The 13,444-nt window shown below is 64.5% G+C and carries 12 protein-coding genes; 4 read left to right on the top strand and 8 right to left on the bottom strand.

Features of this window, described 5'->3' with window-relative positions; genetic code table 11:
• Window positions 1-52 precede the first annotated feature (52 nt).
• From LPW26_RS07765 to LPW26_RS07755, 3 genes are all read right to left on the bottom strand, one after another.
• Entirely contained in the window at window positions 53-1,450 is a 1,398-nt protein-coding gene (locus tag LPW26_RS07765) for a UbiD family decarboxylase (protein ID WP_238734003.1), read from the bottom strand.
• A gap of 142 nt (window positions 1,451-1,592) precedes the next feature.
• Complete coding sequence (locus LPW26_RS07760) at window positions 1,593-2,069, bottom strand: MarR family winged helix-turn-helix transcriptional regulator (protein ID WP_238734002.1); 477 nt, start codon at window positions 2,067-2,069, stop codon at window positions 1,593-1,595.
• A gap of 76 nt (window positions 2,070-2,145) precedes the next feature.
• On the bottom strand, window positions 2,146-2,937 hold the full coding sequence (locus LPW26_RS07755) for a TetR/AcrR family transcriptional regulator (protein ID WP_238734001.1): 792 nt from the start codon (window positions 2,935-2,937) through the stop codon (window positions 2,146-2,148).
• A gap of 63 nt (window positions 2,938-3,000) precedes the next feature.
• On the opposite strand from LPW26_RS07755, the gene LPW26_RS07750 reads away from it, so the two are divergent.
• The gene (locus tag LPW26_RS07750; RefSeq protein WP_238734000.1) at window positions 3,001-4,137 is read left to right on the top strand and encodes an FAD-dependent oxidoreductase; all 1,137 of its coding nucleotides are present in this window, start codon (window positions 3,001-3,003) and stop codon (window positions 4,135-4,137) included.
• 36 nt (window positions 4,138-4,173) lie between these two features.
• Here the strand turns inward: LPW26_RS07750 and LPW26_RS07745 are convergent, their stop codons facing one another.
• Window positions 4,174-7,881, bottom strand: a complete 3,708-nt coding sequence (locus LPW26_RS07745) for a tetratricopeptide repeat protein (protein ID WP_406677195.1) — start codon at window positions 7,879-7,881, stop codon at window positions 4,174-4,176.
• 345 nt (window positions 7,882-8,226) lie between these two features.
• Between LPW26_RS07745 and LPW26_RS07740 the strand changes: the two genes are divergently transcribed.
• Entirely contained in the window at window positions 8,227-8,556 is a 330-nt protein-coding gene (locus tag LPW26_RS07740; protein WP_238733998.1) for a GrlR family regulatory protein, read from the top strand.
• 41 nt (window positions 8,557-8,597) lie between these two features.
• Here LPW26_RS07740 and LPW26_RS07735 read toward each other — a convergent pair whose 3' ends face one another.
• The 4 genes from LPW26_RS07735 to fliL are packed head-to-tail and all read right to left on the bottom strand — an operon-like array spanning window position 8,598 to window position 11,517.
• Window positions 8,598-9,377, bottom strand: a complete 780-nt coding sequence (locus LPW26_RS07735) for a MotE family protein (protein ID WP_238733997.1) — start codon at window positions 9,375-9,377, stop codon at window positions 8,598-8,600.
• Window positions 9,374-9,808 carry a DUF6468 domain-containing protein gene (locus tag LPW26_RS07730; protein WP_238733996.1) on the bottom strand — a complete coding sequence of 145 codons (435 nt, stop codon included), beginning with the start codon at window positions 9,806-9,808 and terminating at the stop codon, window positions 9,374-9,376. Before LPW26_RS07730 ends, LPW26_RS07735 begins: the two co-directional genes overlap by 4 nt.
• Window positions 9,805-11,007 carry a flagellar motor switch protein FliM gene (gene fliM, locus LPW26_RS07725; protein WP_238733995.1) on the bottom strand — a complete coding sequence of 401 codons (1,203 nt, stop codon included), beginning with the start codon at window positions 11,005-11,007 and terminating at the stop codon, window positions 9,805-9,807. Before fliM ends, LPW26_RS07730 begins: the two co-directional genes overlap by 4 nt.
• Before the next feature lie 6 nt (window positions 11,008-11,013).
• Window positions 11,014-11,517: a flagellar basal body-associated protein FliL gene (fliL, locus tag LPW26_RS07720; protein ID WP_238733994.1), complete on the bottom strand. Its 504-nt coding sequence runs from the start codon at window positions 11,515-11,517 to the stop codon at window positions 11,014-11,016.
• 355 nt (window positions 11,518-11,872) lie between these two features.
• Here fliL and flgF point away from each other — a divergent pair, with 355 nt between their 5' ends.
• Both flgF and flgG read left to right on the top strand, forming a co-directional pair.
• Window positions 11,873-12,634, top strand: coding sequence for a flagellar basal-body rod protein FlgF (gene flgF, locus LPW26_RS07715; protein WP_238733993.1), 762 nt, complete (start codon window positions 11,873-11,875; stop codon window positions 12,632-12,634).
• Between the two features lie 12 nt (window positions 12,635-12,646).
• Complete coding sequence (gene flgG / locus LPW26_RS07710; protein ID WP_238733992.1) at window positions 12,647-13,435, top strand: flagellar basal-body rod protein FlgG; 789 nt, start codon at window positions 12,647-12,649, stop codon at window positions 13,433-13,435.
• Window positions 13,436-13,444: the final 9 nt, after the last annotated feature.

Genomic DNA, 13,444 nt, shown 5'->3' with positions numbered 1-13,444 from the left:
GGCTCGTCTCCTTTGCTGCCTATACGTAGTTGCTTGCGCGCAGCGGCCGGGCTCACAAGGTGATGCCCGCCGCACTGAGAATGGCCCGGGCCCGATCGCGCGCCTCGTCCGGGACGACCAGTCGCTCTGCAAATTCCCGGCCGCTGGGGCGGGTCGCGTCGATGCCCATTTTGGTGACGGTGAAGCTTTGCGGGTCGGAACTCGGATCGATCACTGCGCCCTTGACGCCGGGGATGAAGAAGATGTCCTTCTCGGCTTGAACCCGGGTGGCGATCGCCCAGAACACGTCGTTGAGATCGAAGATGTCGACGTCGTCATCCACCACGATGACGTACTTGGTGTAGAGTTCTGTCCCCAGCGCAGCCATCACCGCCATCTGCGGCTCGCCTGCCGCGGTCTTCTTCATCGCGACGACGGCGAGGAACGCCCCACAGGTCGAGTGCGGGACATGCACCGCCGTCACGTTCGGCAGGTTTCGGCGGAGCGCATTGAGAATTTCGCCCTCGCGGGTCACGCATGAGATGAGAATGTGATCCTTCGACATTCCCGCCGTGATGCTGTGGAAGAAAGCGTCGCGGCGCATGCGGATGCGGTGCGCGACAAACACATTCTGGGTGCTGCGGTAGGAAGCATAGCCCGTGAACTCGCCGAACGGCCCCTCCGGCTCGTGCACGTTGGCAAGGATTTCTCCTTCGATCACCATCTCGGCGCCGGCCGGCGCCTCGAGATCGCCGACGCCGCACTTGGCGAGCCGATAAGGCTGCCCGAACAGAGCCCCGATAATCTCGTACTTGCGGACATCGGCGCCGTAGGCGTAGGTCATCGAGCCCATGTAGTGCAGCGGGTGCACCCCGATGGTGATGGCGGCGGGAAGCGATTGGCCGCGCTGCTCGGCGCGACGGTGATACTCGTACATCCGGCGCCGCGAATGCAGCGAGATCCCCAGCCGGTTCTTGCCGGTGAGCATCAGGCGGTGGAAGCCGGTGGTGTCGATGCCGGTGACGGGGTCGCGGGCCGTGACTTGACCGGCGGTGATGTAGGGCGCGGCGTCGACAGTGAACTGATGCGGAATCGGCAACTTGGTGAGATCGACGGCATCGCCTTCGAGGACGATGTCGTCCCATTCCCCGCGCTCGACCAACTCACAGGGAATCGGATGCTGGCTGCGCTCGCGAAAGACGGTCGGCAGTTCGGACGCTCCGACGCCGAGGCAGGCACCGAGCAACTTGCGGTTTGCGGCGATGTTGGTGACGCAGGCCATGCCGGAATCGCCGAGCTTGTCGAACATCACGACCGGGCTTCGCCCCGCACGATCAAGCTCGAGAACCATTGCGGTGGACACCAGGCGTGCATCCACGCGTTCGTGGATCTGGAGATACTCTTCAGGGAAGCGGGTCCGGACCATGTCCAGAAAACCGCGCAAGCTCTGAGCTGCCGTCGTCTCGTTCAAGCTCCAGACTCCTCGATTTCATCAGTACACTGATGATCTGTCCGCAGTCGGAGCTGCGTGCGGCCGACGCTCCGAGCAACCATTTTGATCAGTATGCTGACGGATTTGACGTGGACAACGTCAAACATTCACCAGTTGGCGCTCACAGATTGCGCAGCACGGTGCGTCCAACGCCGTTGTTGGATTCGACCAGCAACGCGAGATGCCGGATGAAAGTGTCCCGCTCTTTCTCCGGCAACGGGGCGATGAGACGGCTGTGCGCCCTGTCCAGCGCCGTCTGCATGTCGGCGAGCATCGCGCTGCCTTCCTGCGTGAGAAAGGCCAGCCGGACGCGGCGATCCTTTTCCGCCTCTTCGCGTCGGATGATCCCGCGCTTTTCGAGTCGGGTCAGCACATTGGACGTTGTGGTCCGGTCCATGCCGATCTCCGCAGCCAGCGCCACCTGATCAAGGCCCGGCTTGCCGAGGAGAACCTGCATGATGCTGGTCTGAACCGGCGTGGTCCCGAACTGCTCGCACTCCTTGAGGTATATGGCGACGTAAATCTGGTGCAGCCGACGCACCAGGAATCCCGGCCGCCTGAACAGATTTTGGGCTTTTGTTTTCGCTTTATCCGCCACGCGACCGCTCCTCGAGAATCTCAACCATCCTGATTTGCCGAAAAGCGCGGAGAATCCAAGGGGCGTCCGAAAACAGCTAGCGAAACACGGCGCCTGGGGGTGCCTGCCGCTGATTTGACGATCGACGCGACGCCCCGCCCCTTGCGGCTCGGCTACGCCGCGACGAGTCGACGCCTCTGAGAATAAGATCGATACCAGCGAGAAAGTCGGCCCGGTCGTCGTGAGCGAGCAACTGTCCGGCGATGCTATGCGTGAAGGGATAGTCGGCCGGATCGAGCTCGGACCAGGCGATCGACACCGACCCAAGGAAGTCGGAGCGATCCAGGCCGAGCGTGCGGGCGAGTTGCCCGTTGGCTGCGTTCTGCCCGCCGACACCGAGCATGTAGTTCAGCAACGCACCGACGGTCGCCCACTGCTCCTCGTCCGGCACGCCGAGAGCACGAACCTGCTGTCCGATGCTTTCGAGAATGCGCACCATCGGCAACCGTCCAGGCGCGCGTGCCAGTGCCGAACCGACCCACGGATGCGCGTCGATCATGTCGAACAACCCCAGAGCGAGGCCGCGAATGGTCGCTTCCGGCGTCGCGCCTGCCAACGAGACGTTGACCGTGCGGGCGACGATGGAGTCGCAGGCGGCGATCAGCAGCTCGCTCTTGTTGGGGATGTGCCCATAGATGGCGCCGGGCCCGGTGGAAAGCCGTTCGGACAGGGCCCGGAATGTCAGGCCGTCCTCTCCGCTGCCGTCCAACAGATCGATCGACGCTTCGATAATGCGCTCCCGCGAGAGCGCTTGCAGCCGTCGGCGCGTGCCACCTGCATGTCTGACCATGCTGCATCTTGACATGTTTGGAACGTCGTTCCAATACATTGGAACGACGTTCCATCGGCGCCTTTGCGCGTCCCGAATGGCGGCCCGCAACGGAGCAACGTGATGAATAACCCGATCGCGATCATCGGCGCCGGTCTGGGCGGGCTGACGCTTGCCAGGATCCTCCACGTTCACGGTATCGCAGCCACGGTCTACGACGCGGAAGCATCGGCGAGCGCGCGGCCACAGGGCGGCTTGCTCGATATTCACGAATACAATGGGCAACTCGCGCTCAAGGCCGCGGGACTGTTCGATCGGTTTCTTGCGATCATCCAGCGCGGTGCCGATGCAAAACGGATCGTCAACAATGCTGGCAACGTCCTGCTGGACTGGCCGGACCTCGGCAATGGCGGTCGGCCCGAGGTGGACCGCGGCGATCTCCGAAGGATTCTGCTCGACTCACTTCCCGCCGATACGATCCGCTGGGGACACAGGCTTGCGACGGTGTCACCGCTGGGCAGCGGGCGGCACCTGCTGACGTTCGCCAACGGCTCGACGGTGAGTACCGATCTGCTGGTGGGGGCCGACGGCGCGTGGTCGAAAGTTCGACCGCTTCTGTCCAAAGCAACGCCCGCCTATGTCGGCACGACGTTCATCGAGACGCAATTGTTCGACGCCGACACCCGCCACAAGGCCAGCGCCGAAGCGATCGGCGGCGGCACGATGATGGCGATTGCGCCGGGCAAAGGGATCCTTGCTCACCGCCACGCCAACGGCACTCTGCGCACCTACGTAGCCTTGAACACGCCGGAAGACTGGATTGGCAGCATCGACTTCACCGACCGGACGGCGGCCTTGGCCAGAGTCGCGTCGGAATTCAACGGTTGGGCCCCGGAACTAACGGCACTTATTACCGAGAGCGAGACCGAACCCGTGCTTCGCCCAATCCATGCGCTTCCAGTCGATCACCGCTGGGATCGCCTGCCCGGAGTCACGCTGCTCGGCGATGCGGCACACCTGATGTCGCCGTTTGCCGGCGAAGGAGCCAATCTCGCCATGTACGACGGCGCCGAGCTCGGCAAGGCGATCGCCGCCAATCCCGGTGACGTCGAAGCTGCGCTCGTCGCCTATGAAAAACAACTCTTCCCCCGCAGCGCATCCGCGGCGGCCGAGACGGATCGGAACCTCAGATTGTTCTTCAGCAGCGCCGCGCCTCAGTGCGTGGTCGACCTCTTCGTCAACTACCTGGCTGTCAACTAATCGCCCCGTCCGCGACTCTCGCGCGGCGCCGGCTGACTAATGATCCGCCGCCGCTTCACGCCGCGTGCGGGTGATCGCCGGCAGCGAGCCGGTCGATGTCATGTCGGCGCCGGGCGGGGTGGCGCGGGCGCTGGCGTCGGGGAAGCGTTGCTTCATCTCGCGCAGGAAGCCTTCCAGCGTGTCGACGCTCGCGGCCATCTTGGCGATCGCCGCAAAGGCGGCGCTGTCGCCCGAGGCCGGCTTGCTGGCGATGTCGAATGCAGTTTGATCGGCCGGGTCGGTCATCAGCGGCGCAAACTTCTCGCGGAAACGCCCGAGGCCAAGTGCATCATCGGCGAGCGCGTAGCCGATCACGGCGCGGATCACGTCGCTCTTCTCGTCGGACGACAGCGGCGTGAAGTCCTTCCAGCGATCGCCGAGATAGAGTTCGATCTGCTCGGACGATTCCCGCCAGCGACGCGCCGCCCAATGGATGTCGGAGCGCAGCCGGATCGCTTCGCGACCGCCGATATTGCTGATGATGTCGAGCGCGAGATCGTGCCGGCCGATGTCGCTCTGCGCCCGCGCCTCGATCAGCAGCCGCTGCTGTCGCAGCTCGCCGGCGAGATCGGCGATGCGCGACGAATGCAGCGCCGCGATCGCGCGGTCCGGCTTGCGGTTCATCAGATAAACCATCGCCAGCCTTGCGGCGACCTGCGCCCGCGCCGCGCCCTCGAGCCGCTTGTCGACCTGATACTGCAACAACTCGCTGGCCTGATCGAGCAGGTCGATCGCGACCAGGCGATCGGACAGCCGGCGGATCATCTCGTCGCCGCGGCGGCCGATCGGCGTCAGTTCGCGGAATTCGTAGAAGGTCGCCAGCGCCTCGATCGGCGGAATGTCGTCACCCTTGTTGCCGATATACATCTGGCTGAACAGCGCGCGGCTGTCGTCCTGCGCCTGGCGTGCAGAGTCGGAATTCGGCGCGAGCTGCGTCGCGATCCGCGCCGCCATCAGCGCGTCGCGATAACGGCCGGCATCGGTGTAGAGCTTCGACAGCAATTGCTGGGTGCGGACTTCGAGATCGTCGCCGCGCCAGGTCACCGACAGCCGCTCGAGTTCCGGCAGCGCGTCCTCGGGCGAGAGCTCGCCGCGCTTGGAGCGCAGCACGACGTCGCGGAATTTCGCTTCGCTCGCGGCCTGCCGATCCGCCGACGCCATAGCTTCCTTGTAGCGCCGCAGCGCCTCCTGATCGCGGCCGAGCGCTTCGTCGAGCCAGCCGCGCATCATCGCCAGCTGCGGCGCCATCGCCGGCGGCACCCCGACCAGGTCGAAATCGCTGCTGATCTTGGCGGCGCCGGAGTAATCGCGCACTTCGAGCGAGGCGCGCATCGCGGTCTGCAGCACTTCACGCTGGATGTCGAGCGGCAGCGCCGTGACGGCGAACTGCACCGACTTCAGCTTCTCGCGCGCCTCGGCCCATTTGCCCTGACGCGCCAGCGCGACGCCCTTCCACATCTGCGCCTCGTAGGTCGAGGCGATCGCCGGGTTGGCGACGTCCTTCAGCGTCTGCTCCGGCCGCAGCATCAGTGCGGTAGCGGCCGCGTGGCCGATCATCGCGGCGGGGTCTTCCTGGCCGGGCTTGCTGCCGAGCAATGCCAGATCGAGCGCACCCTTGGCTTCCTGATACATGCCCCGGGCCATGTAGAACCGCGCCAGATCGAGCCGCGCCGGCAAGCGATCCTCGCCAGTCGCGGCCGTCAGAGCGTTGATCCGCGCGTCGAGCGCCGGCAAATAGCGGCCTTCCTGATCCTTCGACCATTGCGTCACGTCGAAGAACGGCCGCTCGCTCGGCGAACCCGCCTGCCCGGCCGGCTCGGCCGACGACAAGGTCAGTCCGCCGGGACGCGACAACACCACCGCATCGGCCGCGGTCTCCACCGTCACGTCGTCGGATTTCAATTCGATCACCACGCCGTGCAGCGACTCCAGCAGATTGAACTCGACGAAGCTCTGCCGCTTGATGAAGCCGCGCGGCGGCGGCAGCGCGGTGGCCACCGTCAGCGCATCGCCGGCTTCCGGATCGATCAGGCGGTGCAGCTTGCCGAGCCCGCTGAGCGTAATGCTGACCGTCGCGCGGTTCGGATCGGCGATGTTGCGCACCGCGTTCAGCGGCCGCGGCGCCGCCCGGCCGGAATCAGCCAGCATGATCGACCAGGATCTGCCGGAGCCGTCCTCGTCGCTCAGCGTCGCAAGCTGCGGCCGATCGAGTCTAATGCGGATCGCCTGTCCGCTGGGCAGCGCGACGCGGCTGACGTCGCCGACGATACCGCCGCCTTCGCGACGGATCGCGGTGAGATCGAACGGAGCCGTGTTGTCGAGCACCAGCCACAGCACCTCGCCGCGGCGGAACAACGCCACCGGCGTCGGCGCCGCGAATGACAGGTCGAACTGCAGACCATCGGTGCTGCGCCGGGCCTCGACCGGCCGGGCCGCATTCGACGCAGCCGGGGCGAGCGCGACCGGCGCAGAGGCCGGCGCGGCCGCTTTCGGCGCAGCCGCGGCCGCTGGTGCCGCAACGGGCTCGGGTCCCGCGACCGCCGCCACCGCGACCGGTGCAACCGCTGGCGGATCGCTGGCCCGCGCAGGCGGCCCTGCGAGTGACGGCGGAGCAACCTTCGGCGTTGCGGCCGCGGGCTTGGTCTCTGGCTTGGCCTCCGTCTTTGTCTCGGCGCTCGCAGCGGGATTTGCCTCAGGCTTGGCCGCTTCGGGCTTCGTCTCCGGCCTGGCTGCGACAGGCTTCGCGGCCTCCGGCTTTTGCGTCTCCTGCTTTGCAGCTGCCGGCTTGCTTTCGAGCTTCGCAGCCGCTTCGAGCTTGGCGATTTCAGGCAGCACCAGCGCCGCGTCGCTCTTCTTCTGCGGTTCGCTCTCCTGCGGCTGGAAGCTGACGTCGACGACGAAGTTTTTGTCCTCCCGGAACGAGCGCACGTCCGCGCCGCCAATCAGTGCGAAGTCGACGCTGGAGCCGTTGCCGTCGATCTTCTGGCTGATCGCCCCGACATTCGGCGCGCCCGCGAGTTGCGCGTCGGCGAGGTCGAAGTTGAGGCCGGTGTTGAACTGCACCGTCAGCTTCTTCTCGCTCAGCGTCGACGACACCTGAACGCCCGGCGGCACTTCGAACACGTAGCGCACGAAGGTCGGCTGCATCGACGCGCGGACCCGGATCGGCGGACGCTTCTTGACATCGGCTCTGGCTTGCTGGGCACGCAGCGCGCGCTCCGCCGCACGGGCACGCTCGGCGAGTGCTTTCACGACGTCCTGCGGCAGACTCGGCGGCGCGCCCGCCCAATTTTCGGGCAAGAGGTCGACATAGAGGCGCTCGCCGGCGGCCATGGGATTGACCGTGAACTTGCGCAGCAGCGCCAACCGCACCGCGTAGCCATCCGGATCGAGCCGCGCCGAGCCGATGTAGTCGCGCCCGGACTCGGTGAGCTTGTCGATTGGAATATCGACCGGACGCTTGAATCGGATGACGACGATCAAGCCGGCCATCACCACGTCGGAGTCGACATCCTCGGCAAGCTGAAACAGCAGTCGGCCATAACCACCGCTGGCGTCGAAGCTGGCCTCGCCGCGCACGGCCTGCGCCACCGCCGGCTGCGCCGAAAGGGCGACGGCCATGCTGAGCCCTATTGCGAGGCAGACTTGCGCGAGGCGCCAGCAGAGCGCCCGCGACCAGTTTACAACGGCAGCCATCCGCGCCATCGGTGTCTTCCGGTCAACGACCCTGTTCTGGCGGGCGAACCGAACCCGCCCTTTGCGTTATCCGATGCACCGCCGCCCGCACGGTTCCCCATGCAGGCATTCCCACGCCACTTCACCACGGAAGCTGTTAACGCTGGTTTAACCATCGCCCATCCCGTTGCTACCAGAGACGTCTGACAACCGTCGCGCGATGGATGCATCGTTTGGGATGCGGTCATCTGATTTTAATTAGTCGGCTAATCCTAAATTCTGTAGTAAGAATTACGAGCGGGTCGAAAGTCAAAATTCCTCCATCGATACACATCAGACTTCTCATCAGCCGTTCAATTGGGGAACGCTATAGTTATGCTGTTGAAGGGATTGTATAAAGTCGAATTTGAAACGGCCCGTCGAAAAGCGGTCGGCGTGGTGTTTGCAAGTGACGGAAAGCTCCGCGGTGGCAGTTCGGCCTTTGCCTATATCGGTAGTTACGAGCAGGATGGCGGCCAGATTCACGGTAAAATCACGAGCCGTCGGCACACCAACGATCCCAACGTGGCATCCGTGTTCGGCGTCGACGAAGTTCGCGTTGACTTTCACGGCTCATCGATCGGCGATTTCGCGCAGGTCGAAGGCACCGCGGCCGAAGCTCCCGCTCTCGGCTTCAAGGCTGTACTGACGCGAATCTGCGACTGATCGAAATACGTGCACACGGGCTGCACGCAGTAAGTAATAAATTACCTCCCGGGAACCGGTCGACCTTCGATCTTGGGCAGCGCGGCCGCAGTCGCCGAGCTCTTGCCGCTGGCGCGGCGGGCCATTTCGACCGTCAGCTTCTCGGCGGCTTCCGGCGTCATCAGACCGAGAATGTCCGACATCTTGCGCGGCGCGATTTGTGACGCGATCTCGATAAGCACCGGCATCTCGAGGCGATCGAAGATCTTGGCTGCGTCCTTTGGCTTCATCGACTCGTACATCGTGATGATGCCCTTGAACCGCGCGGCTTCAGCCTCGCTCTTCTGCTCGTTCGCCTTGCCGATCTGGCCCTCGGTCGCCTTCATCTCGTCGACGCGGGATTCGATCCGCTTCTCGGCGGCCTTCAGCAGACTCTCGCGGATTTCAACTTCGCGGGCGCGCGCGTCGAGTTCCTGGCGGCGCGCTTGCAGCCGCTCGAGGATCGCCCGCTCGGACGGTGAAATGCCGGCCGGCTGTTCGACCGGCGGCTCGGATGGCTTGACGTCCTCCGGGGCTGCAACCGTCGGCTTCTGTTCTTCCTTTTTCGCCGGAGCCTGGACCGAGCCGGTGATGTCGGAGGACAGTTCGGGATTCGCAGCCTTGGCGGCAGCGCCGCCCGGGTAGTTCAGGTTGGCCTGCGCCCACGACGGCTTGGTCGCGTTCGGATCGTAGTCGAACACGTAGCCGCCATCGAGCAGCAGGCCGGCGATCTTCAGCACGGCCAGGCCGAGGATCGCGACCAGCACCACCGGAAGGATGCGGATATCCCGGAGTGCGGTCATGCAGCCAGGCCGCTGTGTCGTCGCCGATCGGCGAAGGCTTCAGCCGCGGCTGCGTTGGCGCGTGCTGCCGACAGCGTCGGCGCGTCTGGCTGCTCCGACGACGGCCGCGCGGCGAGGACGATCTTCGACAGACGGCGCAGCACATTGTCGCCTTCGGCGAGTTGCTTCTTGAGAGTCTCGGACATCGCGCTCGCTGCGGCGATGTCGCGGCCGAGATTCTCGTTGACCTCGCGCACCGTGAGCTTGAGCCCGCCGATCGCGCGTTCGGCGATCTCGGTGACGGTGATCAGTTCGCCGATCGTCGCCTTCAGCGACTGCTCGTCGGCCTTCAGCCGCAGCAACCGCTTGTTGAGCAGCCAGCAATAACCGATCGTCAGCAGCAACAGCACGGCGACGAGGCTTTCGATGACGAGTCCCAGGGTATGGCTCATTGTGCCTCCATCATTTTGCTTTGCTCGTCGGTCCGTTCGAACATCGCGTAGGTCGTGACCGGCTTGCGGAGTGGTTTGGTGACGCGGATCGCGACGCGGTCGCCGACGCGGCCCATCCGGCCTTCCGTCAACGTGACGTTGCCGCAGCGGACCGCGACCAGCGCGTCGGCGCGCAAATCGAGCGGCAGGGTGTCGCCGACCTGCAGCGCCATCAGTTGCTTCAACGGCACTTCGGCTTCGTACAGCACCGCATCGACCGAGATCTCGGCCTGGCCGATCTCGGTGGCGAGATGGCCTTCCCAGACTTGGTTACGGCCGAACTTCTCGCCCATGAACATCTGCATCAACACGCCGCGGATCGGTTCGATCGTGGCGTAGGGCAGCAGCAGCTCGATATTGCCGCCGCGATCTTCCATGTCGATATGCAGGCGGACAAGAATGGCGGCGTTGGCCGGACGGCTGATCGCGGCGAAGCGCGGATTGGTCTCCAGCCGGTCGATCGAGAACGCCACCGGCGACAGCGGCCGGAACGCCTGTTCGGCGTCGGCGAGTACGACTTCGAGCAGCCGCTTGACCAGGTTGGTTTCGATCGTGGTGTAGGGCCGGCCTTCGATGCGCAGCGACGCCTGACCGCGGCGACCGCCGAGCAGCACGTCGATCATCGAATAGATAAGGCTGGAATCGACGGTGGCGAGGCCGAAATTCTGCCACTCCTCGGCCTTGAACACGCACAGCACCGCGGGCAGCGGAATCGAATTCATATAGTCGCCGAACCGCACCGAGGTGATGCGGTCGAGCGAGACTTCGACGTTGTCGGAGGTGAAGTTGCGCAGGCTCGTCGTCATCAACCGCACCAGGCGGTCGAACACGATTTCGAGCATCGGCAGACGCTCGTAGGACACCATCGCCGAGTCGATGATGGCGCGGATGCCGGAGTTCTCGTCGAGATGCACCTCGCCGACGCTGAAGCCGAGGAGATTGTCGATCTCCTCCTGCGACAGCACGCGCTCGCCGCCGTTCTTGCCACCGCCGAGATCGCGACCGCCATCGTCGACCATGGCGGCCCATTGCTCCGCCATCGTCCCGGTGAGTTCGTTCTCCTGCGCAGCCTTGGCCGCGGCCTCGGGATCTTCCGAGGCCATCGACGCTTCCCATTGGGCTGCGATGGCGTCTTGGTCGAGTTGTTCCTGGCCGGCCATGTCAGCTCACTGCACCAGCACTTCCTTGAACAGCACCGCGTTCACCTGCGCTGGTGCGATCGCGACGTTGACCCGGCGGGTCAGCTCTTCCTTCATGCGGAACATCCCGACCGAGCCGTTGAGGTCGTTCGAGCGCAGTTCGCGCAAGTAGGTCTGAAACAGGTCGGTGATACGCGGCATCGTCGGCTTGATCTGCTCGGCGAGCTTGTCGTCCTTCACTTCCAGCACGATCTTGGCCTTGAGGTACTGCACCCGCTCGCCCGGCGAGCCGGCGAGATTGACCATGATCTCCGGCACCTCGACGAAATTCGGCGGCTTCACCTTCTCGACGTGCTCGGCGTGTTCCTTATCCTTGTTGTGGCCCTTGGACATGAAGAACCATGCGCCGCCGCCGCCACCGACCAGCAGCAGCACGGCCGCGGCGATGATGATGATCAGCTTCTTCTTGCTTTTCGGCGCAGCGCCTTCGGCGCCCTCGGCGCCTTCTTCCGGTTTCTCTGAATCCGCCATCGGCTGCGTCCGCCTGCAAGAAGAGCCGTGCCGTCCGGGCGAACCGTTAACGCGAAACTAAGCCGCCAGCGCCTCGAGCCCTGATCATGCGACGCTAATGTCGCAATGGTTAACGGAACCTTTCCAGAGCGCCCCCGACTAGGAAGATTTTGCCGGGCAACATGGTCAACAGATCCTTATTGCCGACCTCCCAGCGCTCTCCAAGAACGTTAAGCAATTGATTTAATTTGCTTTTATGAGTTGGCACGCCGCTCGCAAGACGGAAGGGCGAACCGCGGCTTGGGAGAGCTTCGGTTCACGGCATCCGCCGAGGGTCTGGGAGGACCGGAAGCGGATCGTTAAAGGGAGAATACCGATGCAGAATACGCTTCTGGTCGGCTTGTCGCGGCAGGTCGTGCTCGAACGACAGATGGATGTCGTCGCGAACAACCTGGCGAACGTGAACACCAATGGCTTCAAGGCCCAGCGTTCGATGTTTCAGGAATTCCTGAACACCGGGGCGCACGAAGACAATTTCCAGCAGCCGGACCGCCGGGTCAGTTTCGTGCAGGACCGCGCCGCCTATCACGACTTCTCCTCCGGACCGCTGGACGAGACCAAGAACCCGCTCGACATCGCCATCGACGGCTCGGCCTTCCTGGTGGTGCAGACTCCGGCCGGCGAGCGCTACACCCGCGACGGCAAGCTCTCGATCAATCCGCAGGGCCAGCTCGTCAACGCCTCCGGCTATCAGGTGCTCGGCAACTCCGGCCCGATCGTGTTCCAGCCGACCGACAAGGCGATCAACATCGCCGCCGACGGCAATGTCAGCGTGATCGAAGGCAGCGCGGTGATCGACTCGCTGCGCGGCAAGCTCCGGATGGTGTCGTTCGCGCGGCCGCAGAGCCTGGAGAAGCAGGGCGACAATCTCTATGCCGCCACCAACGATCCCGGCGCGCCCGACACCAAATCGCAGGTGCGCCAAGGCTACGTCGAGAAATCGAACGTCAATTCGGTCGCCGAGATGTCGCGGATGATCGCCGTCAGCCGCTCCTACCAATCCGTTTCCGCCCTGCTGCAGCAGGAAGGCGACCTGCAGAAGACCGCCATCGAGCGGCTTGCTGACGTGCCGGCGTAAAGGAGACCTGAGATGCGCGCACTCTACACCGCGGCGACCGGAATGGCCGCTCAGGAGCTCAACGTTCAGGTGATCTCCAACAACATCGCCAATATGCGAACCACCGGGTTCAAGAAGCAGACGGCGCAGTTTCAGGACCTGATCTACGACCACGTCCGCCGCGTCGGCACCCAGGCGTCCGATCAGGGCACGATCATTCCGGTCGGCGTCGATATCGGCGGCGGCGTCAAGACCGTCGGCACGCCGCGGCTGATGACCCAGGGCACGCTGTCGACCACCGGCAACGATCTCGACCTCGCGGTCCGCGGCGAAGGCTTCTTCAAGATCCAGATGCCGGACGGCACCTATCGCTACACGCGCGACGGCTCGTTCACCACCGACAACACCGGCCGCGTGGTCACCGCAGCCGGCAATCCGGTGCAGCCGACCATCACCATTCCGAACGGCGCCTACGGCATCACGGTCGCGAGCAACGGCCAGGTCTCGGTGACTGTCTCGGGCTCGACCACGCCGACCGTGATCGGCCAGATCGGCCTGACCCGCTTCATCAACAAGACCGGCCTGCAGCCGGAAGGCGACAATCTGTTCCTCGAAACCCAGGCTTCGGGCCCGCCGCAGGACGGCATCGCCACCGTCGATGGCCTCGGCGACATGCTGCAGAAGACGCTGGAGCAGGCCAACGTCGAAGTCGTCAATGAAATCTCCGACCTGATCGCCGCGCAGCGCGCCTACGAGATGAACGCCAAGGTCGTCAGCGCCGCCGACCAGATGCTGCAGTCCACCTCCAACATGTTCCGCTGAGGGAGCTGA

This window comes from Rhodopseudomonas infernalis, assembly GCF_022271405.1.
Classification (GTDB): domain Bacteria; phylum Pseudomonadota; class Alphaproteobacteria; order Rhizobiales; family Xanthobacteraceae; genus Rhodopseudomonas; species Rhodopseudomonas infernalis.
The sequence above is the reverse complement of the archived record's forward strand: the minus strand, read 5'-3'. Positions and strand labels throughout refer to the sequence as shown.